22 protein-coding genes and 1 tRNA gene are annotated in these 24,107 nt (G+C 70.8%); 7 read left to right on the forward strand and 16 right to left on the reverse strand.

Features of this window, described 5'->3' with window-relative positions; translation table 11 throughout:
• Nucleotides 1-8 precede the first annotated feature (8 nt).
• Nucleotides 9-575, forward strand: a complete 567-nt coding sequence (locus QWJ90_RS06595) for an RsmD family RNA methyltransferase (RefSeq protein WP_290106899.1) — start codon at nt 9-11, stop codon at nt 573-575.
• A gap of 27 nt (nt 576-602) precedes the next feature.
• Here QWJ90_RS06595 and thiL read toward each other — a convergent pair whose 3' ends face one another.
• Entirely contained in the window at nt 603-1,589 is a 987-nt protein-coding gene (thiL, locus tag QWJ90_RS06600) for a thiamine-phosphate kinase (protein ID WP_290106900.1), read from the reverse strand.
• A gap of 49 nt (nt 1,590-1,638) precedes the next feature.
• Here thiL and QWJ90_RS06605 point away from each other — a divergent pair, with 49 nt between their 5' ends.
• Nucleotides 1,639-2,148, forward strand: a complete 510-nt coding sequence (locus tag QWJ90_RS06605; protein ID WP_290106901.1) for a DUF3515 family protein — start codon at nt 1,639-1,641, stop codon at nt 2,146-2,148.
• Between the two features lie 22 nt (nt 2,149-2,170).
• On the opposite strand, the gene QWJ90_RS06610 is transcribed toward QWJ90_RS06605, so the two are convergent.
• From QWJ90_RS06610 to QWJ90_RS06640, 7 genes are all read right to left on the reverse strand, one after another.
• Nucleotides 2,171-3,265: a D-alanine--D-alanine ligase family protein gene (locus tag QWJ90_RS06610; protein ID WP_290106902.1), complete on the reverse strand. Its 1,095-nt coding sequence runs from the start codon at nt 3,263-3,265 to the stop codon at nt 2,171-2,173.
• Nucleotides 3,165-4,277: an NAD(P)H-dependent glycerol-3-phosphate dehydrogenase gene (locus QWJ90_RS06615; RefSeq protein WP_436836694.1), complete on the reverse strand. Its 1,113-nt coding sequence runs from the start codon at nt 4,275-4,277 to the stop codon at nt 3,165-3,167. Before QWJ90_RS06615 ends, QWJ90_RS06610 begins: the two co-directional genes overlap by 101 nt.
• On the reverse strand, nt 4,277-5,011 hold the full coding sequence (locus QWJ90_RS06620) for a lysophospholipid acyltransferase family protein (protein WP_290106904.1): 735 nt from the start codon (nt 5,009-5,011) through the stop codon (nt 4,277-4,279). Before QWJ90_RS06620 ends, QWJ90_RS06615 begins: the two co-directional genes overlap by 1 nt.
• Before the next feature lie 2 nt (nt 5,012-5,013).
• Nucleotides 5,014-6,381: a UDP-N-acetylglucosamine 1-carboxyvinyltransferase gene (murA, locus tag QWJ90_RS06625; RefSeq protein ID WP_290106905.1), complete on the reverse strand. Its 1,368-nt coding sequence runs from the start codon at nt 6,379-6,381 to the stop codon at nt 5,014-5,016.
• A 67-nt stretch (nt 6,382-6,448) separates the two neighbouring features.
• Entirely contained in the window at nt 6,449-7,045 is a 597-nt protein-coding gene (gene leuD / locus QWJ90_RS06630; protein ID WP_290106906.1) for a 3-isopropylmalate dehydratase small subunit, read from the reverse strand.
• Between the two features lie 10 nt (nt 7,046-7,055).
• Entirely contained in the window at nt 7,056-8,525 is a 1,470-nt protein-coding gene (gene leuC / locus QWJ90_RS06635) for a 3-isopropylmalate dehydratase large subunit (RefSeq protein ID WP_290106907.1), read from the reverse strand.
• A 238-nt stretch (nt 8,526-8,763) separates the two neighbouring features.
• The gene (locus QWJ90_RS06640; protein WP_290106908.1) at nt 8,764-9,768 is read right to left on the reverse strand and encodes a TerC/Alx family metal homeostasis membrane protein; all 1,005 of its coding nucleotides are present in this window, start codon (nt 9,766-9,768) and stop codon (nt 8,764-8,766) included.
• A gap of 320 nt (nt 9,769-10,088) precedes the next feature.
• Here QWJ90_RS06640 and QWJ90_RS06645 point away from each other — a divergent pair.
• From QWJ90_RS06645 to QWJ90_RS06665, 5 genes are all read left to right on the forward strand, one after another.
• Nucleotides 10,089-10,161, forward strand: a tRNA-Glu gene (locus tag QWJ90_RS06645).
• Nucleotides 10,162-10,230: 69 nt separating this feature from the next.
• Complete coding sequence (locus QWJ90_RS06650) at nt 10,231-10,866, forward strand: MBL fold metallo-hydrolase (RefSeq protein ID WP_290106909.1); 636 nt, start codon at nt 10,231-10,233, stop codon at nt 10,864-10,866.
• 26 nt (nt 10,867-10,892) lie between these two features.
• Complete coding sequence (locus QWJ90_RS06655; protein ID WP_290106910.1) at nt 10,893-11,705, forward strand: shikimate 5-dehydrogenase; 813 nt, start codon at nt 10,893-10,895, stop codon at nt 11,703-11,705.
• A 164-nt stretch (nt 11,706-11,869) separates the two neighbouring features.
• Nucleotides 11,870-13,363: a sodium/proline symporter PutP gene (gene putP / locus QWJ90_RS06660; protein WP_290106911.1), complete on the forward strand. Its 1,494-nt coding sequence runs from the start codon at nt 11,870-11,872 to the stop codon at nt 13,361-13,363.
• Nucleotides 13,360-14,610, forward strand: a complete 1,251-nt coding sequence (locus QWJ90_RS06665; protein ID WP_290106912.1) for a CoA transferase — start codon at nt 13,360-13,362, stop codon at nt 14,608-14,610. Before putP ends, QWJ90_RS06665 begins: the two co-directional genes overlap by 4 nt.
• A gap of 16 nt (nt 14,611-14,626) precedes the next feature.
• On the opposite strand, the gene QWJ90_RS06670 is transcribed toward QWJ90_RS06665, so the two are convergent.
• The 8 genes from QWJ90_RS06670 to QWJ90_RS06705 all read right to left on the reverse strand — a co-directional run bounded on the left by QWJ90_RS06670 (nt 14,627) and on the right by QWJ90_RS06705 (nt 24,056).
• Nucleotides 14,627-16,864 carry a heavy metal translocating P-type ATPase gene (locus QWJ90_RS06670; protein WP_290106913.1) on the reverse strand — a complete coding sequence of 746 codons (2,238 nt, stop codon included), beginning with the start codon at nt 16,862-16,864 and terminating at the stop codon, nt 14,627-14,629.
• Nucleotides 16,861-17,790, reverse strand: coding sequence for a hypothetical protein (locus tag QWJ90_RS06675; protein ID WP_290106914.1), 930 nt, complete (start codon nt 17,788-17,790; stop codon nt 16,861-16,863). Before QWJ90_RS06675 ends, QWJ90_RS06670 begins: the two co-directional genes overlap by 4 nt.
• On the reverse strand, nt 17,790-17,999 hold the full coding sequence (locus tag QWJ90_RS06680; protein ID WP_290106915.1) for a heavy-metal-associated domain-containing protein: 210 nt from the start codon (nt 17,997-17,999) through the stop codon (nt 17,790-17,792). The genes QWJ90_RS06675 and QWJ90_RS06680 overlap by 1 nt, the downstream gene beginning before the upstream one ends.
• A gap of 80 nt (nt 18,000-18,079) precedes the next feature.
• A complete protein-coding gene (locus tag QWJ90_RS06685; RefSeq protein ID WP_290106916.1) occupies nt 18,080-19,162 on the reverse strand; it encodes a LacI family DNA-binding transcriptional regulator in 1,083 nt (360 codons plus the stop codon).
• 22 nt (nt 19,163-19,184) lie between these two features.
• The gene (locus QWJ90_RS06690) at nt 19,185-20,708 is read right to left on the reverse strand and encodes an amidohydrolase family protein (RefSeq protein WP_290106917.1); all 1,524 of its coding nucleotides are present in this window, start codon (nt 20,706-20,708) and stop codon (nt 19,185-19,187) included.
• The gene (locus QWJ90_RS06695; protein WP_290106918.1) at nt 20,705-22,168 is read right to left on the reverse strand and encodes a Na+/H+ antiporter NhaC family protein; all 1,464 of its coding nucleotides are present in this window, start codon (nt 22,166-22,168) and stop codon (nt 20,705-20,707) included. Before QWJ90_RS06695 ends, QWJ90_RS06690 begins: the two co-directional genes overlap by 4 nt.
• Nucleotides 22,165-23,043 carry a PfkB family carbohydrate kinase gene (locus tag QWJ90_RS06700; protein WP_290106919.1) on the reverse strand — a complete coding sequence of 293 codons (879 nt, stop codon included), beginning with the start codon at nt 23,041-23,043 and terminating at the stop codon, nt 22,165-22,167. Before QWJ90_RS06700 ends, QWJ90_RS06695 begins: the two co-directional genes overlap by 4 nt.
• Entirely contained in the window at nt 23,043-24,056 is a 1,014-nt protein-coding gene (locus QWJ90_RS06705; RefSeq protein ID WP_290106920.1) for an SIS domain-containing protein, read from the reverse strand. Before QWJ90_RS06705 ends, QWJ90_RS06700 begins: the two co-directional genes overlap by 1 nt.
• Between the last annotated feature and the right edge of the window lie 51 nt (nt 24,057-24,107).

The raw sequence follows: 24,107 nt of genomic DNA on the forward strand, positions 1-24,107 counted from the left end.
GTGTCAGGGTGACGAGGATCATCGCGGGGCGCGCCGGCGGCGCGCGGCTGGAGGTGCCGCGATCGGGCACGCGTCCGACGAGTGAGCGGGTGCGGGAATCGCTGTTCGGCTCGCTCGAGGACACCGGCCTGCTCGAGGGCGCGGCGGTCGTCGACCTCTATGCCGGCTCCGGCGCACTGGGTCTCGAATGCGCGAGCCGCGGCGCCGCGGCCGTCGACCTCGTCGAGCGCTCGAAGCCCGCCGCCGCTCTCGCGCGCCGCAACGCCGACGTCGTCTGCCGAGCGATGGGGGCGGATGCGCCGCGCGTGCGAGTGCATCCGGTCGCCGTGCGCACATTCCTCCGCAGCACCGCACCGGGCATCGACATCGCCCTGCTCGACCCGCCCTACGACCTGCCGGGCGCCGATCTCGCCGAGGACCTGGCCCTGCTCGCGCCGCTGCTGCGCTCCGACGGCCTCGTCGTCGTGGAACGCGCGACCCGCTCCGGGGCTCCCGACTGGAGCGCCGCGGGTCTCGCCCCGTGGCGCGAGCGGTCGTACGGCGACACGACCCTCTGGTGGGGCGAGCCCGCCTGAGCCCCGATCCGGAACGCCGGGACCGGCTCAGCCCGCTGCGGCGTCCCAGTCGCGGTACGGGTCCCATCCGCCGGCGCCGCGATAGGCCTCGCCGTCCACGAGCACCGGCGCATCGCCGCGCTCGACGACGCGGCCGATCGCGCGGAAGCCCGGCGGCAGCACGCCGGCAGGGAAGGTCGCGAGCAGCGCGTGGTCCTCACCGCCCTCGAGCGCCAGGCGCGGATCCGCGCCGAGGGCGTCCGTCGCGATGTCGAGGGTCGCGCGCGAGGCGTCCGCCATTCGCCGGGCGTCGAGGACGAGGCCGTCGGAGACGTCCATCATGGCGGTCACGCCAGACAGGGCGGCGAACGGCCCGAGCCCGATCGGCGGGGCCGGCCGCAGCTGGGCGGCCAGCGCGTCGGCGTCGCCGGTGCGCAGGTCGTCAGGTCGGATCGCCACGGGCGCTCCGTCCGCGTCGCGGAAGCGGGTGAACAGCAGCTCCAGGCCGTGGGCGGCGCGGCCGAGCTCGCCCGCCACCGCGACGATGTCTCCCGGCCGCGCGCCGGAGCGCGTGACGGGGGCGCGGCCTTCGAGGTCGCCCAGCGCCGTGACCGCGACGGTCAGGACGTCGCCGGTCGCGAGGTCGCCCCCCACCACCGCGCATCCCGGCGCCAGCGCGTCGCACGCGGCGCGCAGGCCGTCGGCCATGGCCTCGACGAACGACACGCGGGTATGCCCCGGCAGCGCGAGCGCGACCAGCAGCGCCGTGGGGCGCGCGCCCATGGCCGCGACGTCGGACAGGTTGACCGCCGCCGCCTTCCACCCGAGGTCGTACCCGCTGGACCAGGCCAGCCGGAAGTCCGGGCCGTGAATGAGCGTGTCGGTGGTCGCGACGACCGAGCCGGACGGCGCGGCCACGACGGCCGCGTCGTCGCCAGGACCGAGCAGGGTCGCGCTCGCCTGCCCCATGCGGGCGAGGATGCGGCGCAGGATCTCGCCCTCGCTCAGGTCGGCGACGGTGGGCTCGGAGTGCATCCGTCCAGCGTAGGCGAACGTCCAGGAGGGGCGAACGTAGGCTGGGTGGGTGCTCCGCCGTCTCGCCGCCGTCGCAGGTCTCGCCGCCATCGCAGCCGTCTCGGGATGCGCCACGACCGTGCACCTGGAGCCGGCGCCGCTGGCAGACGACCCGCTCTGCGCCGAGGTGTCGGTGCGGATGCCCGACACCGTCTCCGGTCTCGAGCGCCACTGGACCGATGCGCAGGCGACGGCGGTCTGGGGCGATCCGACCGCGGTGATCCTCACCTGCGGGCTGGAGGCGCTCGCGCCGACCACCGAGCAGTGCGTCACGATCGACGGCGTCGACTGGGTGGTCGACGAGACCGACCGGCCGAACCTGCGCATGACGACCTACGGGCGCGAGCCGGCCGTGCAGGTGTACGTCGACACGACGGTGGTCACGGCCGACAGCGTCCTCGCCGGCAGCGCGCTGGGCGGACCGGTGTCGACCATCCCCAGGACGACGCAGTGCACCGACCCCGACACGGCCGACCCCGACGCCGAGGACGCGCCCACCACCGGGTCCGACGGCGAGTGAGCGCGCGTCGGACCCGGCGGCGTCACGCCGCGCGGGCGCGACCGAGCTCGACGAGCTCGGTGATGAGCTCCGAGTAGGTCATCCCCGAGGCGATCCAGCACTTCGGGAACATCGAGATCGGCGTGAAGCCGGGCATGGTGTTGAGCTCGTTGACGACGACCTCGCCCTCCGGCGTGAGGAAGACGTCGACGCGGGCGAGGCCACGGCCATCCACCGCCTCGAAAGCGCGCACGCCCACCTCGCGGATGGTCGTGACCTGCTCGTCGGTGAGGTCTGCCGGGCACACGACGTCGACGCCCTCTCCACCGAGATACTTGCCCTCGAAGTCGTAGAAGTCGCGCGTCGTCAGCACGATCTCACCGGGAAGCGAGGCACGCGCACGGCCGCCCTCACGCCCCTCGAGCATGGCGACCTCGATCTCGCGGCCGGCGATGCCCTGCTCCACGAGCACCTTGTCGTCCTCGGCGAAGGCGATGCGCATCGCCTCGTCGAGCTCGGACGCATCGCGCGCCTTCGACACGCCGACGCTGGAGCCGGCGCGGGCGGGCTTGACGAAGAGCGGGTAGCCGAGCGCGTCGGCCTCCGCGCGCACGGCGTCCGCGTCGCCATCCCACCGCGCCTTCCGCACCGTCGTCCACGGCGCGACGGGCACGCCCTCGGCCTGCAGCGCGACCTTCATGAAGTGCTTGTCCATGCACAGCGCCGAGTCGAGCACGCCGCCCCCGGCATACGCCAGACCGAGGATGTCGAGGAAGCCCTGCATGGTGCCGTCCTCGCCGTGCAGGCCGTGGAGGATCGGCAGCACGGCGTCGACCTCGCCGAGCTCGCGCTCGGAGCCGTCCGCGAGCCGGACCCGCAGCGTGCGGTCCGCGCCGCCCTGGGGCCAGATCACGCGCGTGCCGTTGTCGACGACCTCGGGCAGCCGATCCGCGTCGAGCCGGAACCGGCTGGGGTCGTCCTCCTCGAGGACGAACACGCCGTCGCGGGTGATCCCGACCGGGATCACCCGGTAGCGGTCACGGTCGATCGCGCCCAGCACCCCGCCCGCCGTCGCGGAGGAGATCGCGTGCTCGCTGGAGCGTCCGCCGAAGAGCACCGCCACTGTCGCCGTCGTCATTCGTCGTCCTCTCGCCCCGGGGGGTGTCGTCGTCTGTGGTGAGGTGGGGCGCGATGTCGCGCGGGTCGAGCGTGCCGTCCAGCACCATCCGCACCTGCTCGACGATGGGCATCTGCACGCCCTTCGCCCGCGCGAGCTTGAGGATGGGAGCGACGGAGCCGAGGCCCTCGGCCGTCTGCTCCATCTGCTTCACGACGTCCTGCAGCGTGTAGCCCTGTCCGAGGAGGCGCCCCGCGGTGTTGTTGCGGCTGAGCGGCGACTGGCACGTGGCGATCAGGTCGCCGAGCCCCGCCAAGCCCTGCATGGTCTCCGGCCGAGCGCCATAGGCGACGGCGAAGTCGGTCATCTCCACGAGGCCGCGGGTGATGATCGAGGCCTTCGTGTTCTCCCCGTAGCCCACGCCGTCGACGATGCCGATGGCGACCGCGATGAGGTTCTTCAGCACGCCGCCGAACTCCGTGCCGATCACGTCGGTGTTGACGAAGCTGCGGAAGTAGCGGTTGCGCGCGGTGCGCGCGATGCGGTCGGCGGTCTCCTGGCTCGACGAGGAGATGACGGCGGCGGTCGGCTGCTCGCGGGCGATCTCGAGGGCGAGGTTCGGCCCGCTCGCCACCGCGATGCGCGCGGGGTCGCAGTCGAGCGCCTGCTCGACGACCTGGCTCATCCGCAGGCCCGACTTCTTCTCGACGCCCTTCATGAGGCTCACCACGGGCACGTCGGGGCCGATGAGGGGACGCAGCTGCTTGAGCGTGTCGCGCGCGGACTTGCTCGGCACCGAGAGGTAGATCTGGTCGGCGCCCTCGACGGCCTTCTGCAGCAGGTGGGTGGCGCGGATGGTCCGGGGCAGGTTGATGCCGGAGAGGTACTGCGAGTTGCGCTTGGCCTGGTCGATCTCGTACGCGAGCTCGGCGCGCCGCGCCCACATCGTCACCTGGGCACCGCCGTCGGCGAGGATCTTGCCGAAGGTCGTGCCCCAGCTGCCTGCGCCGAGAACGACCACGCGCTCGGGAATCACAGCTTGCCCGTTTCGGCCTGGCCGTGCTGCGACGGATCCCAGCGCTCGGGCGGCGCGGTCTCACCGCGCAGCTCCTCGACGAGGGCTGTGATCGCCGCCATCACGCGCTCGGTCGCGGTCTGAATCGCCGCCTGATCGGTGCGTCCCGCCAGATCCGACACGTCCACGGGCTCGCCGATGGCGACCGTGATGCGCTTGCGCGGCGGCAGGACGGAGAGCTTCCCGTAGCGCGGCATGAGGTCCTGCGCGCCCCAGTGCGCCATCGGGATGAGCGGCATGCCGCCGGCGAGCGCCAGACGCGCGGCGCCCGACTTGCCGCGCATCGGCCACAGGTCGGGATCCCGCGTGAGCGTCCCCTCCGGGTACACGATGACGCCGCTCTGGTTCTCGGCGAGCTTCGTCGCCTGCGCGATCGCCTGCGCCGCCGCACCGCGCGAGCGCGCGACGGGCACCATCCCCGCCCGGTGCAGCAGCCATCCGACGACCGGGATGCGGAAGAGGCTCTCCTTCGCGAGGAACCGGGGCGCGCGACCGATCCGCCACGTTGCCACGGCCACGATGAGCGGATCGATCTCGCTGTGGTGGTTCGGCGCGAGGACGAACGCTCCCCGCTCGGGCAGACGCTCGGCCCCGCGGATCTCGACGCGCGCGACGAGGCCGAACAGCGGCACGACGATCGCCGCGAGCGGCCAGAAGATGCTCGGGCGCGACTTCTCGGGGGAAGCGCCCACCGTCACCCCACGACGTCGAAGTCGGCGCCGAGCGCGGTGAGCTTCTCGAAGAACTTCTCGTAGCCGCGTCGGATGATGCCGACGCCCGACACCCGCGACGTGCCCTCCGCCGCCAGCGCCGCGATGACGTGACTGTACCCGCCCCGGAGGTCGGGCACGACGATGTCGGCGCCGTGCAGCGGCGTCGGACCGGTGATCACCGCCGCCTGCTCGAGCTCGCGACGCGGCACGCGCCGGTAGGGGCCTTCCAGTCCCTCGCGGTGCACGACGATGTTCGCGCCCATCTGGTTGAGGGCCTCGGTGAACCCGAAACGGTTCTCGTAGACGGTCTCGTGCACGACCGACGTGCCGTTGGCCTGCGTGAGCGCGACGATCAGCGGCTGCTGCCAGTCGGTCATGAAGCCGGGGTGCACATCGGTCTCGACGGTGACGGCCTTGAGGGGCGTCGTGCCGCGACGGAAGCGGATGCCCTCGTCGGTGATGTCGAAGTCGCCGCCCACCTTGCGGTAGACGTTGAGGAACGTGAGCATCTCGTACTGACGCGCGCCCTTGACGAAGATGTCGCCGTCGGTCGCCAGCGCCGCAGCGGCCCACGAGGCCGCCTCGTTCCGGTCGAACAGCGAGCGGTGGTCGTAGCCGCGCAGCTCGCTGACACCCTCGATGAAGATGACGCGATTCGGCTCGTACGAGATGATGGCGCCCATCTTCTGCAGCACGCCGATGAGATCCATGATCTCGGGCTCGATCGCCGCGTTGCGCAGCTCGGTGACGCCCGACGCGCGCACCGCCGTGAGGAGGACCTGCTCGGTGGCGCCCACGCTCGGGTACGGCAGCTCGATGTCGGCTCCGTGCAGGCCGTTCGGGGCCGACAGGCGGATGCCGCTCGGCTGCTTGTCGACGACCGCGCCGAACGCGCGCAGGGCGTCGAGGTGGAAGTCGATCGGGCGGTCGCCGATGCGGCAGCCGCCGAGGTCGGGGATGAACGCCTGACCCAGCACGTGCAGCAGCGGGCCGCAGAACAGGATCGGGATGCGCGAGGAGCCCGCGTGCGCGTCGATCTCCTCGAAGTTCGCCGACTTCGCCTCGCTCGGATCGAGGATCAGCGAGCCGGGCTCCTCACCCTCGGACACGGCCACGCCGTGCACCTCGAGGAGCGATCGCACGACCTCGACATCGCGGATGTCCGGCACGTCGCGCAGGATGCTCGGCGTCTCTCCGAGGAGAGACGCGACCATCGCCTTCGTGGCGAGGTTCTTGGCACCTCGCACGTCGACCTGTCCGCGCAGCGGCCGTCCGCCGCGGATCTCGATCACTTCGCCGCTGCGGGATGCCGAAGCGTCCGCGGCCTTGGTGTCGCCCAGGAGAGTCATGTGCTGGTGGCCTCACTACAGTTCTGGCGGGTTCTCCGCCGGATTGACGGGGCCCCGAGCCCCGAGCTCACGGAACGGGTATCGTCCGTGGCCGCCACGCCTCGCGGCGGGCCTCGAACTCCGCGATCCTGTCCTCGTTGCGGAGTGTGAGCCCGATGTCATCGAGCCCCTCGAGGAGCCGCCACCTAGTGTAATCGTCGATCTCGAACGGGGCCGTGAAGTCGCCGAGTGCGGCGGTTCGCGCCACCAGGTCGACGGTCATCTCGACGCCCGGCTGCGCGTCGATGGCCGCCCAGAAGCGCTTCAGGTCCTCCTCGGAGATGATGCCCGTCACGAGGCCCTGCTTGCCGGAGTTGCCGCGGAAGATGTCGGCGAACCGGGGGCTCAGCACGACCTTGAAGCCGTAGTCGCGCAGCGCCCAGACGGCGTGCTCGCGGCTCGATCCGGTGCCGAAGTCGGGGCCCGCGACGAGCACCGAGGCGTGCCGGAACGGCTCCTGGTTGAGGATGAACTGCGGGTCCTGCCGCCAGCCGTGGAAGAGGGCATCCTCGAAGCCGGTCTTCGTGACGCGCTTGAGGAAGACCGCCGGGATGATCTGATCGGTGTCGACGTTCGAGCGCTTCAGCGGCGCGGCGACACCCGTGTGAGTGGTGAACTTCTCCATGGCGTGCTCCTCAGGCCGTCGCGTCGGTCAGGGCGGGCTGCTCGGTCGCAGCGAGATCGGACGGGCTCGACAGCGTGCCGCGCACGGCGGTCGCGGCCGCGACGAGCGGCGACACGAGGTGAGTGCGACCGCCCTTGCCCTGACGTCCCTCGAAGTTGCGGTTGGAGGTCGACGCGCAGCGCTCCCCCGGCGCGAGCTGATCGGGGTTCATTCCCAGGCACATGGAGCACCCGGCGAAGCGCCACTCGGCGCCGAACTCCTTGACGATCATGTCGATGCCCTCGGCCTCGGCCTGCAGGCGCACGCGGGCGGAGCCGGGAACGACCATGACGCGCACGCCGTCGGCCTTCTTCCGCCCCTCGATGATCGACGCGAAGGCGCGCAGGTCCTCGATGCGGCTGTTCGTGCACGACCCCATGAAGACGGCGTCCACGTGGACGTCCTTCAGCGGCGTGCCGGGCACGAGATCCATGTACTCCAGCGCGCGCTCGGCGGCGGCGCGGGCGTTCGGGTCCTCGAAGTCCTCGGCAGCGGGCACGACGTCGCTCAGCGACACGCCCTGACCCGGGTTCGTCCCCCACGTGACGAACGGCTCGAGCTCGTTCGCGTCGATGAAGACCTCGGCGTCGAACGCGGCGCCCTCGTCGGTGGGCAGGGTGCGCCAGTAGGCGACAGCGTCCTCCCAGTCCTGACCCTTGGGCGCGTGGGGGCGCCCCTCGAGGTAGGCGAACGTCGTCTCGTCGGGCGCGACCATCCCGGCTCGCGCGCCGGCCTCGATCGACATGTTGCAGATCGTCATCCGGCCCTCCATGGAGAGCGAGCGGATGGCGCTGCCGCGGTACTCGAGGACGTAGCCCTGTCCGCCGCCGGTGCCGATCTTCGCGATGACGGCGAGGATGATGTCCTTCGCGGTGACGCCGGGCTTCAGGTCGCCCTCGACGGTGATCGCCATCGTCTTGAACGGCTTCAGCGGCAGCGTCTGCGTGGCCATGACGTGCTCGACCTCGCTCGTGCCGATGCCGAAGGCCATCGCGCCGAAGGCGCCGTGGGTGGAGGTGTGGCTGTCGCCGCACACCACCGTGATGCCGGGCATCGTCAGTCCGAGCTGCGGCCCGACCACGTGGACGATGCCCTGCTCCGCGTCGCCCAGCGAGTGCAGGCGCACGCCGAACTCGGCGGCATTGCGGCGCAGCGTCTCGATCTGCGTGCGGCTGGTGAGGTCGGCGATCGGCTTGTCGATGTCGAGCGTCGGGGTGTTGTGGTCCTCGGTCGCGATCGTGAGGTCCAGGCGCCGCAGGCCGCGGCCCTCCGCGCGCAGGCCGTCGAACGCCTGCGGGCTCGTCACCTCGTGCACGAGGTGCAGATCGATGTAGATGAGGTCGGGCTGACCGTCCTCCCCCTTCACGACGAGGTGGTCGTCCCAGACCTTCTCGGCCAGCGTGCGGGGGCGGTCCGGAATTCGGATGTCGTTGCTGCTCATGCTCTTCCTGCTCCTTGCGGTCGTCGGTGTCGGCCTACGACGGACTCCGCGACGGGCAAAGGCCTAGAGCGTGACCCCGTCGCGGCGGATAAGGAGAAGTCGGGCGCACCGCACCTCCTCAGAATAGCAGGGTGCTCAGCGCACCCCCGCCTCACGCGAGATGTGCGCAGACGACCGCGGCGCGTCGACCCGTCGTGTGGACAGATCGACGCGCCGCGGCGTCATCCTGCGCAGTCGATCAGCGCGTTCCCGCCGAGACGGAGCGCTTCCGGCGCGCGTCGCGCGCATTGGAGACGAGGCTGGCGATGGTCGCGATCGCCATCGAGCCCACGATGACCGCGAGCGAGGTGAGGTTGCCGATCTCGGGCGCCCAGTCGACGTGGTGCCCGCCGTTGATGAACGGCAGCTCGTTCTCGTGCAGCGCATGGAGGAAGAGCTTCACGCCGATGAAGGCGAGGATGAACGCCACGCCGTAGTGCAGGTACTTCAGCTTCTCGAGCAGGTCGCCGAGCAGGAAGTAGAGCTGACGAAGGCCCATCAGGGCGAAGAGGTTCGCCGCGAAGACGAGGAACGGCAGCTGCGTGATCCCGTAGATGGCGGGGATGGAGTCGATCGCGAACATGAGGTCGGTCACGCCGATCGACACGAAGACGATGAGCATCGGCGTGAGGACCTTCTTGCCGTTGACCGTGGTGCGCAGCTTCGAGCCGTCGTACTCGTCGCTGACGTCGATGAAGCGACGCAGCGTGCGGACGATGAAGCTCTCGGTCTCCGCGTCCTCGTCGTGCTTCTCCGGCATCGCCTGGCGAACGGCCGTGAAGATGAGGAATGCGCCGAAGAGGTAGAAGATCCAGCTGAGGTGCTGGATCGCGACGGCGCCGAGCAGGATGAACGCCGCCCGCAGCACCAGCGCGATGATGATGCCCACCATCAGCACCTCCTGCTGATAGCGGCGCGGCACCGAGAACTGGCTCATGATGAGCACGAAGACGAACAGGTTGTCGATCGACAGGCTGTACTCGGTGAGCCAGCCGGCGACGAACTCGCCCGCGTGCTGCGCGTCGCCGATCACCCACAGCAGCGCGGCGAACACCAGCGCGAGAGCGACGTAGAAGACCACCCACAGCGTCGACTCGCGGGTCGAGGGGATGTGCGGCCGCTTGAGGATGAGAAGCAGGTCGGCGATGAGGATGACGGTCAGGATCACGAGGGATCCGACTTGGAACCAGACGGGGATGTCCAAGCGCAGGGCCTTTCGGAGGGACGGCGATGGGCGAAAGTCTCTCCCCCGCGCGATGCGCGGTGCGTGCCCGGGTTCCCTCTGTCGGGATCCGTGATGACGAGCAGGCGCTGACGGGATACTCCCTCTCGACCTCCAAGGATAACGAAAGCTGGGTGGCGCGATCACCGTCGCGAGCTCTTGGCGAAAAGCGCCTCTGACCGGGCAGACACGCGCGGGCGACCGCAGGAGGGGGCCTCGATTTGCCCGCTCCTGTTTCTCCATGTCATACTCTTCTAGTGCCCGGGAACGGGAACAGCACGAAGAACTGAAGACAACGATACGGCCCCATCGTATAGCGGCCTAGTACGCCGCCCTCTCACGGCGGTAACGCGGGTTCGAATCCCGCTGGGGTCACCGTAAAGAAGAAAGCCCGGATCCGCAAGGATCCGGGCTTCTTCGCGTGTGCGGTGGTTGACTGGGCCCATGCGCGTCATCAAGCACGAACATGCCACACTCCGCGTCGAGAAGGACGGCTCCACCCTCGTGGTCGACCCGGGCAACTTCACCTCGGCGCTGCCGGCCATCGACCACCTGGCCGGCATCGTGGTCACGCACGAGCACCCCGACCACTGGGTTCCCGAGCAGATTCGCGCTCTGCGCGAGCGTCACCCGCGAGCGCCGCTGTTCACGACGCAGGCCGTTGCCGACGCCCTCGACCTCGGCGCGACCGTCGTCGCACCGGGCGAGGTGGTCGCAGCCGGCGCGTTCCGCCTGGAGTTCTTCGGCGGGCGGCACAACGAGATCCACTCGTCGATCCCCATCGTGGACAACGTGGGCGTGCTCGTCGACGACACGCTCTATTACCCCGGCGACTCCTACGCCGTGCCAGAGGGGCGGGAGGTGGCTGTCCTCGCGGCGCCCGCGAGCGCACCGTGGCTGAAGATCGGCGAGGCCATGGACTTCGTGCTGGCCGTTCAGCCCCGACAGGCCTTCGGGACCCACGACAGTCTGCTCACCGCGGCTGGCCTCGCCATGCATCGCTCGCGCCTGCGCTGGGCGACCGAGCAGGGCGGCGGCACGTTCCACGATCTGGACGCGGGAGACGCGCTGACGTTGTGACGCGCGGGGTCCGGGAGAATGACGCCATGCCCATCCTGAACAAGGACATGTCCGTCTGCATCTCGCTCTCCGGGCGTCCGTCGAACATCGGCACGCGCTTCCACAACTTCCTCTATGAAGAGCTGGGCCTGAACTTCGTCTACAAGGCGTTCACGACCGACGACATCGAAGGCGCCATCCGCGGTGTGCGCGCGCTGGGGATCCGCGGCTGCTCGGTGTCCATGCCGTTCAAGGAATCCGTCATCCCTCTCGTCGACGAGATGGAGGAGTCCGCGGCGGCGATCGCGTCGGTGAACACGATCGTCAACGACGGCGGCCGGCTCACCGCAGCCAATACGGACTACGAGGCGGTGGCGGAGCTCCTCCAGCGGCATGAGGTCGACTCGGCCCTGCCGGTTCTCGTCCGAGGGTCCGGCGGGATGGCGAAGGCCGTCGTCGCCGCGTTCCGCGGGGCGGGTTTCGACGACCTCACGATCGTCGCGCGCAACGCCGACGCCGGGCGCGCGCTCGCGAACGCGTATGGATACGGGTGGACCGATCGGGACCCGGCTCCCGGAGCCGCACTGCTCGTCAACGTCACGCCGCTCGGGATGACCGGCCGCGACGCGGACGCACTCGCCTTCTCCCCCGCGCACGTCGCCGCGTCCGAGGTCGTGTTCGACGTCGTCGCCTTCCCCTCGGAGACTCCGCTCGTGCGCGCAGGGCGGACGGCAGGGAAGCGCCTCATCACCGGGGCCGAGGTGATCGCACTGCAAGCGGCCCGCCAGTTCGCGCGCTACACCGGCATCACGCCGACGGCGGACCAGGTGCGCCGCGCATCGGAGTTCTCGCGCGCCTGAGCGCATTCGGGAGGAGATGCGCACTCGGGAGGAGGAATGACGGGGATTCCCTCCTCCCGACTGCGGCTGTCCTCCCACATGCTGTCGCCCCTCGGGATTACAGTGGCCGTGAACGCACCGCACTGACCGCCGGCTCGCCCCGGCACGACGCACGGAGGACGACGATGTCCGACCAGATCTTCCTGTACATCGCCCTCGGCATCTACTTCGCCGGGATGCTCGCCATCGGCTACTTCGCCGCCCGGCGGACGAAGGACCACGAGGACTACATGCTCGGCGGCCGCCGCCTTCCCCCGTGGGCCGCCGCGCTCAGCGCCGGCGCCTCGGACATGTCGGGGTGGCTGGTCATGGGCCTGCCCGGCGCGATCTACGCGACCGGCCTCATCGAGGCGTGGATCGCAGTGGGGCTCACCGTCGGGGCGTACCTCAATTGGCTGATCGTCGCGCCTCGACTGCGCGCGTACACGCTGGTCAGCAACAACTCGATCACCGTGCCGAGCTTCTTCGAGAACCGTCTGAAGGATCGCACCCGGCTGCTCCGCATCGTGTCCGCACTCATCATCCTCGTGTTCTTCACCCTGTACGTCTCCTCCGGCATGGTCGCCGGCGGCGTCTTCTTCGAGAGCACCTTCGATGCGGACTACGTCCTGGGCATGGTCATCGTCACGGCGGTGACGCTCGCGTACACGCTCTTCGGCGGCTTCCTCGGGGCGTCCCTGACCGACGTCGCGCAGGGTCTGCTGATGATGACCGCGCTCATCCTCGTCCCGATCGTGGCCCTCGCGAACGTCGGCGGACTGGGGGCGGTGGGCGAATCGATCGCCTCGGTCAAACCAGACGCGCTGTCGCTGACGGGTGGGGCGGGGCTCACCGGCACCACGCTGATCGCGATCATCTCCGCGCTGGCGTGGGGCCTGGGGTACTTCGGGCAGCCCCACATCATCGTGCGCTTCATGGCGCTCTCGAGCGTCGAGGGCGCGAAGCCGGCCCGGCGCATCGGCATGACGTGGATGATCCTGTCCATGGCCGGCGCCGTCATCTCCGGGCTGATCGGGATCGCGTTCTTCGACCGCGCCGGCATCGCGCTCGACAACCCTGAGACGGCCGTCCTGCGGATGTCGCAGATCCTCCTCCATCCGCTCATCGCCGGGTTCGTCCTGGCCGCGGTGCTCGCCGCCATCATGAGCACGCTCTCCAGCCAGCTCGTCGTCTGCTCATCGGCCCTCGTCGAGGATCTGTACCGCGTGGCTCGGCGCACTCCCCCGAGCCAGCGGACCCTCGTGATCCTCGGGCGCTCCTGCGTGCTGGTGGTCGCCGTGATCGCCGCGCTCCTGGCGATCACGCCCAATGACACCATCCTCGGACTCGTCGGGTTCGCCTGGGCCGGCTTCGGCGCATCGTTCGGGCCGCTCATCCTCCTCAGCCTCCTGTGGCGTCGACTCACGACGTGGGGGGCCTTGGCGGGGATGGTCGTGGGCGCGGTGATCGTCTTCACCTGGCCCAACTTCGACACGGGCGTGTACGAGCTGCTGCCCGGATTCGTCGGCTCGCTCGTGGTCGCCGTGGGCGTGAGCCTGGCGACCTACCGCACGAACGCCGACATCGAGCGCGAGTTCACCGACACGGCGGCGCTCACGCTGGCACGGCGCGACGCATGAGCATCGCCATCCGTCGGTGGTGGCACGGACCGCTGGACGTCGAAGGGCTCGCGATCTCCGCGGTGTCCACGGCAGTCGAGGCCGTGGGGGCCGTCGTGCGCGCCCGCGGATCCTCGGCGTCGGTCGACACGTCGTCCGAGCTCATCCGGTCGGCATTCGAGACCGTCGAGCACGTCAGAATCGATGGACGCGGATTCTCCCCCTGGGCGGAGCTGTCGGGCTTCGTTCGCTGCGCGGACGGCTCGGTGCGCCTGCACGGCAACTATCCGCATCACGCCGAGGCCATCCGTCGCGCAGTCGGCATCACGACCCGCCCAGAACTCGACGAGGTCGCGGCGCGGATGCCGGCGCAGGAGTTCGAGGACGCGGTCCTCGATGCGAGGGGAGTCGCCGCGCGGGTGCGCACCACCGAGGAGTGGCATGAGCACGGCCAGGGCCGACTCATGCGCGACGTGCCGTGGACGGAGGTCGTGCCCACGGGCGAGCGCGCGCTGCCGACCGGCGACGACTCGCCGCTCGCCGGTGTGCGTGTGCTCGATCTGACTCGCGTGCTCGCGGGCCCCACCTGCACGCAGCTCCTCGCCTGCCTGGGCGCTGATGTCCTGCGCGTGGACCCGCCCGCCCGGCCGGAGATCCTCGAGCAGCACCTGCTGACCGGGATGGGCAAGCGATCGACCGAACTCGACCTCACGGACCACCAGGGCGAGACCCGCGCTCTTCTCGCGGACGCCGACGTCGTCGTGCTCGGCTATCGGCCGGGCTCGCTCGATCGCTTCGGGCTCGCCCCGACGACCGTCGCCGCCGAACATCCCCGGCTCGTGGTCGCGTCGCTCTCCGCGTGGGGCCATGAGGGCCCCTGGGGTCACCGCCCGGGCTTCGACTCGATCGTCCAGGCCGCGACCGGGATCTCCGTGCGATGCGCCGACGACGATGGGCGACCGGGCGCGCTCCCCGTGCAGGCGCTCGACTTCGCGACCGGCTACGTCCTCGCCGCGCGCATCCTCGAGCTCCTGGCCGCGGGACGCGGCGGTCTCGTGCGCGCGAGCCTCGTCGGCGCCGCGCAGACGCTCCTCGCGCTGCCGGCGCCGCCCGAGGTCGACCACGAGGTGTCGATGGGCACCACCATGGTGACCGTCAGCTCGCCGCACGGCACGCTGTTCCTGCCGCCGCCGCCGCTCCTGGTGGCGCGCCGCTCCATCGAGCGCGACGTCGGCGGGTACGGCGCCGCCGCACCCGCCTGGCGCTGAGTCCCTTCCCGCCGGCTCAGCGCGTCGCGCTGCGGAAGGCCCGCAGCCGCAGGCTGTTGCCCACGACGAACACGCTGGAGAACGCCATGGCCGCTCCCGCGAGCATGGGGTTGAGCATTCCGAGTGCGGCGACGGGGATGGCCGCGACGTTGTAGGCGAAGGCCCAGAACAGGTTCGTCTTGATCGTGCCGAGGGTGCGGCGAGAGAGGCGGATGGCGTCGATGACGCCCCTGAGATCGCTGCCGACGAGCGTGATGTCGGCCGCCTCGATCGCGACGTCGGCGCCCGAGCCCATCGCGAGCCCGAGGTCGGCCTGCGCGAGTGCGGGAGCGTCGTTGACACCATCGCCGACCATCGCGACGATCTTCCCCTCCCCCTGCAGCCGCGCGACGACATCCACCTTGTCCTGCGGGAGCACCTCGGCGATGACCGCGTCGATGCCCACCTCCGCCGCCACGCGCCGGGCGACTGCCGAATTGTCGCCGGTGAGCAGCACCGGAGTGAGGCCCATCCGCTTGAGCGCGGCGACGCCCTCGGCGCTCGTCGGCTTGACGGTGTCGGCGACGACGAGCATGCCGCGCGTCGCGCCGTCCCACCCGACGACAACGACTGTCCGGCCCTCGCCCTCCGCGCGCGCCTTCGCCGCGGCGGCGTCGGGGGGCAGGTGCATCGCCCAGTCCGCGAGAAGGGACTCCCGGCCCACCACGGCAGCATGGCCGTTCACCATGCCCTGCACGCCACGTCCGGCGACGTTCGCGAAATCCTCTGCGACCGGCAGCTGCCCGACCTCGGCCGCCGCACCACGAGCGATCGCCTGCGCGACGGGGTGCTCCGAAGCCTGCTCGAGCGCACCTGCGACGCGGAGGAGCTCGGCGCGGTCGACGCCGGGCTCGGTGACGACGTCGACGAGGCTCATCCGGCCGCTTGTCACGGTGCCCGTCTTGTCGAGCACGACGGTGTCGACGCGGCGCGTCGACTCGAGCACCTCGGGGCCCTTGATGAGGATGCCGAGCTGCGCACCGCGCCCGGTGCCCACGAGCAGCGCCGTCGGCGTGGCGAGCCCGAGGGCGCACGGGCAGGCGATGACGAGCACTGCGACGGCGGCGGTGAACGCCGCACTCGCAGGAAAGCCCGCCCCGAGCCAGGCCCCGAGGGTCGCGACAGCGATGGCGATGACGATCGGAACGAAGATGCCGGAGACCCGGTCGGCGAGGCGCTGCACCTCGGCCTTGCCGGACTGCGCGTCCTCGACGAGCCTCGCCATCTGCGCGAGCTGCGTGTCGGAGCCGATGCGGGTCGCGCGCACGACGAGCCGACCGCCGGCGTTCACGGTGGCACCGGTGACGGCGTCGCCTTCGCGGACCTCGACGGGCACGGACTCGCCCGTGAGCATCGACGCGTCCACCGCTGAGGTGCCGGAGACGACCACGCCGTCGGTAGCGATCTTCTCCCCCGGACGCACCACGAACTCGTCGCCGACCCGCAGGTCGCCGGTGGGGATGCGCGTCTCGACGCCGCCGCGCAGCACCGCGACGTCCTTCGCGCCCAGCTCGAGGAGGGCCCGCAGCGCGGCGCCGGCCTGGCGCTTGGAGCGCTTCTCGAAGTAGCGGCCGGCGAGGATGAACGTGGTGACGCCCGCCCCCACCTCTAGGTAGATGCTGCCCGCGCCATCCGACGGCGCGATGGTGAGCGCAAAGGCGTGGGTCATGCCCTGCTCGCCGGCCGTGCCGAGGAACAGCGCGTAGAGCGACCACAGGAGAGCGACCGACGTGCCCATCGAGATGAGCGTGTCCATCGTCGCGCTGCCGTGGCGGAGGTTGATCCACGCCGCGCGGTGGAATGGCCACGCGGCCCACACGATCACGGGCGCGGCGAGCGCGAGCGACGCCCACTGCCAGTAGTCGAACTGCAGTGCGGGGATCATCGACATCGCGATTACGGGCACCGTGAGCACGATCGCGCCGATGAGGCGCTGCCGCAGCGACGTCAGCTCGGGGTCGGCGTCGCCCTCGTCGCGAGCGGGTTCCTCAGGCTGCGGAAGGATGGCGGTGTAGCCGGTCTTCTCGACCTCGGCGATGAGCAGAGCGGGGTCGTACCCCGCGGGAACCGTGACACGCGCCTTCTCCGTGGCATAGTTCACGCTCGCCGTGACGCCGTCGAGCTTGTTGAGCTTGCGCTCGATGCGGTTCGCGCACGAGGCGCAGGTCATGCCGCCGATCTCCAGCTCGACGGCGGGTGTGGATGGCGCGCTCATTCGTGCTCCCCTCCGGCCATCGCGTCGAGCGCGAACTCGGCGGTGTGGACCTCTCCGGCGACCTGGAAGTCGAGATACAGCAGGTAGCGACCTGCGGTGGGCGCGGCCGCGGTGAAGCGGATGGCCGGTCCGCCGCTCGCGCCCGTCGCGGGCTCGTCGCCCTCGGGATGGACGTGGAGGTAGGCGAGGTCTCCCTCGCGCAGCGCCACGAGGCGGCCGAAGGCGCCGAGGTAGGGCTCGAGCGTCGTGACCGGACTCCCGTCCCGGCTCACCTCGAGGGTGAGCGCCCGGGACGCGCCGGCGACGAGCTCTCCCTCGAGACGCACGGTGTAGCCATCCGCCTCCGCCGTCGTGCGGACCTCGGTCACCGCCGGAGTGACCCCGCCGGCCACCTGGACCATGCGCGACAGCGTGACGCCCTCGGCCCCCGGGGCGGCGAAGTCGGCGTACACGCGGTAGGTCCCGGCGGCCTCCCACGTCCACGGCAGCGACCAGGTGCCGCTGGTCGTGTCGAGCTCCGGGTGCACGTGCCGGAACTGCGCGCCATCCACTCGGACGACGATGAGGTGCAGCTCCTTCCCGTGCTGCGTCGCATAGTCGATGAGCGGATGGCCGCCCTCGTCCAGGATGCGGAAGCGCAGCTCTCCCGCTTCGCCGACCGTGCCCGGTGCCGCGACGGGCGCCAGCACGTAGCCGCCCGCGCTCAGCGACACCCCGGCTGGGCTGCCCTGCGCCGCGCTGCTCGCCTCGCCATGCATCTCACTCGACGCGTCGACGTGCATCTCGCCGTGCTCGCTCATCTCGACTCCCTCATTCCATGCCGATACCGCGCTGCCGGGGACGGCGACCGCGCCGAGGCCGAAGGCCGCGGCGAAGGCGGCCACAAGGCCCGCCCCGTACAGGCTCAGACGCGTCGCCGTGTTCATCAGACCCGGACCGCGCGGTACCCGGCCTCTTCGACCGCGGCCAGCACCTTCGCGTCGTCGAACTCGCCGGAGCCGGTGACGACGAGCCTGCCCGTCTCCGCGCTCACCTGGATCTCGTCGACACCGGCGATCTCGGCGACCTCCTCGCGCACCGACATCTCGCAGTGCCCGCAGGTCATTCCCGTCACCTGGTACTCGTTCGTGCTCATGGCGTCTCCTCTCGTCACGCCCTCTTCGGGCGTCGCTGACAGAGGAACGCTATACCCCCCTGGGGTATTCCCGCAACGGATCAGGAGCGTAGTGGCGCGACCGATCGACGTCGAACGAGGCGAGCCGAGAGGTGAACGAGCGACGCCGAAGTCGGACGTCCGCGGATCAGCGCGAGCAGCTCCCGAGCGCTGCGCTCGCCGAGCTCCTGAACGGGCTGACTGAGGACGGTGAGAGGAGGATCGAGGTACTGCACCCATGGCGCGTCGTCGAAGCCCACCAGCGACAGATCTCGTGGGCTCTGCAGCGACTGCTCTCGCAGCACCTGCAGGACGCCGAGCGCGGCGTCGGTCTCCGTGACGACCACCGCTGTGGGCGGCTGCTCGCTCGCCAGCGCGGCGCGGATGAAGCGGGCGACGCCGTCCACCGTCTGCTCACCGGTCATCACCAGTCTCGGGTCTGTCGGCAGCCCGGCGTCATCGAGGGCTCCGAAGTAGCCCAGAAGGCGCTCTCGGGTCGTGGACAGATCGGTCTGCGCGGCGCGCTCGAGCTCGGCGCGCGTGTCGACCCCCGCCTCGGCACGCGGACCCCAGGCGAGCGCGATTCGCCGGTGCCCCGCCGACAGCAGCTCCTGCGCGGCCGCGAAGGCCGCCTCGCGATTGTCGAGGACCACGGCGGGCCCGGGCAGGCGCGACAGCGTCCGGTCGAGCTGCACGACCGGCACGGCGCGCGAGACCGCGGCTGCAAGGTGGTCGGCGTCGGCGTCGGCGCCGCCGGTCGGCGAGACGACGATGCCGTCGACCTGCTTGGCCAGCATGAGGCGGACAGCGGCCTGCTCGCGCTCGACGTCCTCGTCGGTGTTGACCACGATGGTGTCGAATCCCTCCGCGGCGCACACCTCCGTGATGCCGCGCAGCACGCCCGCGAAGAACGGGTTGGCGATGTCGGCGAGCACGACCCCGATGGTCCGCGTCTCGCCCGTGCTCATGCTGCGCGCGAGCTCGTTGGTCTCGTATCCGAGCTCGCGCGCCGCCCGGAGGACGCGCTCCCTCGTGCTCTCGCTGACCGAGCCGTAACCGCCCAGGGCGCGCGCGGCAGAGGATCGCCCGACGCCGGCGAGCCGCGCGACCTCGGTGATGGTCGGTCGGGGTCCGGGGAGCGTCACGCTCTCCAGCCTAATGACGCCGTCACCGTCGATATGCGACCCGTCCGCCCTGCACGGTCAACATGACCGAGGCCGTCGCGAGCTCCTCGGGCGCCGCCTCGAGGAGATTGCGATCGAAGACCGCGATGTCGGCCGGAGCCCCGAGATCGAAGGTGCCCGCGCCGGCCGGAGTCTGCATCGCCGCACCCGCGCGCGAGGTCCAGGAGCGCACGACCTCGACACGCGACATCCCGTTCTCCGGGTGCCATCGCCCATCCTCGCCGTGCGGCAGGAGCCGTTCGTTCGCCGACAGGAGCGACTGCGGCAGGTCGGGCTCGAAGAGCGGATGGTCGGTGCCGGCGGTGAGGTGGACGCCGTGGCGGATCATCGACGCGAAGGGGCCGAGCCGGCTGCTGCGGCTTCCGAGGAGCTCGGTGAGGAGTTCGCGCGTGAACCCCTCCTGGCGCACGAGGTGTGGATAGGTCTCGACCACGAGATCGAGCGCGGCCACCCGCGGGATGTCCGCTTCCGCGACGAGACTCACATCGGACAGCGCCGCTCCCGGCGGCAGGCTCCCGCGTTCGCGCGCGTACTCCTCGAAGATCTCCAGGCACCGCCGCACCGCCCCGTCGCCGTCGGCGTTCAGCGCCAGACGGTGCCCGGCGTCGAGGATGCGCCATGCCTCGGCTCGGACGGCGTCCCAGTCCACGGCGTCGGCGTCCTCTCCCAGCAGCGCGGCCCCGCCCTCGTCGAAGGCGCCGTCGGTCATCAGCTTGAAGCCGTGAAAGCGCACGCCGCTGTTCCGATGCGCTGCCCACTCCGCGTACGCGAGGTCGGCCGGCGCCGTCACGGGCTGCAGCGAGTAGGCCATCCGCACCGGGAGGTCGTCTCGGAGGGCGAGATCCTCGAGCACCGGCAGCATGCCGAGATGGTCGTCGAAGGCGATGTCCTTCACGGAGGTCACACCATGGGCAGAGAAGGCGCGCGCTCGGGCGAGGAAGGCGCGCCGGACCACGTGCGGCTCCGCGGCAAGCACGCGGTAGAGGCCCGCGAGCGATTCGTTGGACGCGGCATCCGCGTCGCCCACCGCCATGCGAGCAGCGTCGGTGAGCACCAGCCACGATCTCTCCGCGCCGAGGAGCGCGACCGCCGCGCCCGCTGCCCGCGACGCGAGCTCGCGGGCGAGACCGGCTCCGCGCTCCGACGGCCCCGAGAGCCCCCGCACGAAGACGAGTTCCTCGGGCGCGGCGGCGAGCGCCCCGAGGACGCCCTCGACGACCGAGCGGTCGTCGAGGGCGCGCGCGTCGAGGCCGCCGTGCTCGAGGAGCGCCGCAGTGAAGAAGGTGTGGGTGTCGTGGAGGCCGGGCACCACGAGCCCGTCTCCCGCGTCGATCACCTCCGCCTCCGGGCCCGCGAGGTCGCGCGGGGCGACCTCACCGGCGAGGCGGCCGGCGATCCGCCCGCCGCGCAGGAGCAGCGCCCCGGGACCGGCCCCCTCCCCTGTCCAGAGCGCGCGGCCGACGACGACCACGTCCCCGGCGGACGGCGCCCCGGCCGCGGCGGTCATCCGAGGATCCCGAGCACCGCGAAGCCTGCCAGCGCGATGACGGCCGCCGCGATCTGGTACGGCAGGTTCGTGATCCAGTGCCGGTAGAGCGGCACGCGCGTGGAGGTGGCGGTGAGCAGTCCGACATCGGACGAGATCGCGGCCGCGACGCCGAAGGTCCCCGCCGACAGCAGCGCCGCGACGGTCATGGGCACGCTGGCGCCCACCTCGCCCGCGAGCGTCACCAGCACCGGCACGAGCAGGATGTAGAGCGACCAGTTGAGGGTCACCAGCATCTCGGTGATGCCGAACACGAGGAAGATCGCGAACGGAAGCCACTGCGGAGCGATGACGCCGCCGACCGAGTCGATGATGAACTCGGTGAAGCCGAGCTCCGACACCGCGTGCACGAGCACGAAAGCGAGCGCCATGAGCAGCACCAGAGAGAAGATGTCCTTCATCCCATCGAGGACCGCGTCGACGTAGTCCGTGATCGTGGTCACTCGCTGCGCGATGAGCAGCGCTCCGGTCACGACCAGTGCGAGGGCGAAGCCGAGCTGGATGTCGGCGAGCACGATCGCGCTCACGATCACGACGGCGATCGGCACGAGGAAGTTGAGGAAGTGCGGCAGCTTCCCGTCCGTGGTCGCCGCCTCGTCGTCCTCCTCCGCGTCCACGTCGTCGAAGGCGCGACGCATCGCGCCGACCGCCGGGACGACCCGGAAGGCCAGCAGGACGCCGATGACGACCGCCGCGAAGGAGTAGAAGAGGTAGGGCAGCACATCGAGGTACACCGAGACCTCGCTGCGGTCGGCGCCGTACCCGGCTCCGATGAGCAGGCCGGCGATGAGCACCGACGTGCTTCCGAACGGGTTCAGCGTCGTACCGGGCTCGCCCGTGGACCGGACCACGGACGCCGTGAAGACGCGCGGGAGCCCGAACCGCCGGTTCACGGGCGTCATGCTCACCCCGACCCCGGAGGCGGACAGGTAGCTGTCGTTGCTCAGGAGCAGGGAGGACACCGCGGTGATGCCTCCCGAGGCGCGCGGCCCGCGCGCCAGGCGCGAGACCGCCCGCGCGAACGACGCCGACAGGCCCAGGCGCTCGAACACGCCCAGGAGCCCGCCGATCATCGTCAGCAGCACGAGCAGCCAGACGTTGTCTGGGTCGGTCATCTGCTCATTCAGGGAGCCGATCCATGCCGTCGGCAGATCCAGACGGTGCACCATGAACACGGCGAGGACGCCGGCCCAGAGGAAGCCCTCCAGCACCCGATGCGTGGTGAGGATGAAGCCGAACAGCGTGAGCGCCGGCAGGAGGCTCCACAGCCCGTACTCCGCGTTCCCGGAAGGGGCGACGAGGGAGGCGAGGAACACCACGGCGAGGCCGGTGTAGCCGGCGATCGTCCTGGTCCGCGGGGACACCCGAGCGCTCGGGCGCTCGGGGGTCTGCTCCGCGGAGGGGGCGAGTTGCTGCGTCATTGCACGTACTCCTTGGGGTATCCGAATGCGCCCTCGACGGCGCACTGCTCTGCGGCGGCCTTCGCCGCATCGTGAAGGGCCGCCTCGAGGACGGCGGGTGAGAGTCGGCGGCCGCGCGACCATCCGGCAGCGTGGGCGCTCAGCATGAACGAGGCGATGAAGGCGTCTCCGCATCCCATCGTGTCCACGGTCTCGACGCGCACGGCCGCGGCGCGCACGAACCCGTCGCCGTCGAACACCGCCGACCCCTCGAGACCGCGGGTCAGGAGGACCATCCTCGCGCCCTTCGCGAAGGTGTCGCGCGCGAGGTCCTCCGCCTCGGTCCAGGGGAGTTGCGCGGCCGAGAGCACGGCGAGGTCGGTCCACGGCGCGACCTGCGCGCGATAGCCATCCTCCCGGTACTCCGGCTCGTCCGAGAAGTCGAAGACCAGCAGACGGGCGGCCGGGTGCAGCGCGGGCAGCTGCGGCTCGAGCGCCGCGTAGGCGCTGACGTGCACGAGGTCGAATCCGCTCGCGTAGGCGAGCACATCCGACGTCAGCTCGATGGGGCGCTCGACCGTGACGCCACCCGACCAGTCGCCGAAGACGCGGTCGCCGTCGACGACACGGACGTCGCACCATCCCGTTTCGCCAGCCCTCACGACGCTGTGGTCCGTCGCGATGCCGAGCTCTCCGAGCACCCCGCGGATGTGAGAGCCGGGATCGTCGTCGCCGAAGACGCCGAGGTACGCCGCTTCCGCACCCGCGCGGCGGGCGAAGACCGCCACGTTCACGCTGTTGCCGCCCGGATAGTAGACGCCGCGATCGAGGAAGCGGTCGATCACGTTGTCGCCGACGCCGAGGACGCGCGCCGGCCCGGTGGCCGCACCGGTCATCAGTACTCCACGACGCGGTAGTAGCGACGCGTCGACAGCGGGTGCTCGCGCACGGTCTCGAGGTGCTTGGTGAACCGTGCGGTGACCGCGTCCACGACGATCGGCGCGACGAGGGCGCGGAACTCGTCGTCCACGCCCGGGAGGGGGTAGGCCGCGGTATCGATGACCGTCGTGTTCTCGTTGTACCGCTCGGCGAACCGCTCGACGCGCTCCATGAGCGGGCGACCGGCGTCCTCGCCCTTGAACAGCAGCAGGCTCGTGTCCTTCTCGATGAGCTCGAGCGACCCGTGGAAGAACTCGGCGCCGTGCACGCGCGTCGTGTGCAGCCACTGCATCTCCTCGAGGATGCACATCGAGTAGTTGTACGTGAATCCCCACAGGTTCCCGGCACCCACGAGGAAGTGGTAGGTCGTGTGCCGATGCTTCCGCGCGAACGCCGCGGCGGGGCCATCCGCCTGCTCCTGAACCGCGATCAGGGCGTCGGTCAGGTCCGTCAGCTGGTTCGCGAGCCGCTCGTACCCCTCGAACTCGCCGCGGCGGTGGAGGAGCGCGGTGGTGAGGAGCAGCAGCTGGATGTCGATCGACTCCCCGGCCGTCTCGTCGTCCGCGGGATTCACGAGAACGTGATCCGCCGCCCGGCCGATGGGGCTGTCGCCATCACCGGTCAGAGCGATCGTCGTGACGCCGCGCTCGGCGCAATACTCCAGCGCCTTCAGCGTCTCCGCGGTGGTGCCGGAGAGCGAGGAGAACACAGCGAGCGAGCCGGCGCCGAGACGCGGGTCTCCGCTCAGGACGAGCTCCGCTGCGATCGCGGAGCGGACAGGCAGCGTCGAGTGCGTGGTGACGAGGAGCTCGTACGGCCACATCGCCGCGTAGGAGCCGCCGGACCCGATGAGGAAGAGATTCTCGTAGCCCTTCGCCGAGACGGCGCGGGCGATCTCGTCGATGCGTGTGTGCAGCGCGCCCGCCCCCGAGACGACGGAGCGGTAGAAGTCGGGATCGAAGCCGAGCATGAAGAGCGTCCTCTCGGAGCACCCTCGTGCTCCATTGCGTTTGGTACCGGT

It is taken from the genome of Microbacterium oryzae (assembly GCF_030406385.1).
Classification (GTDB): domain Bacteria; phylum Actinomycetota; class Actinomycetes; order Actinomycetales; family Microbacteriaceae; genus Microbacterium; species Microbacterium oryzae_A.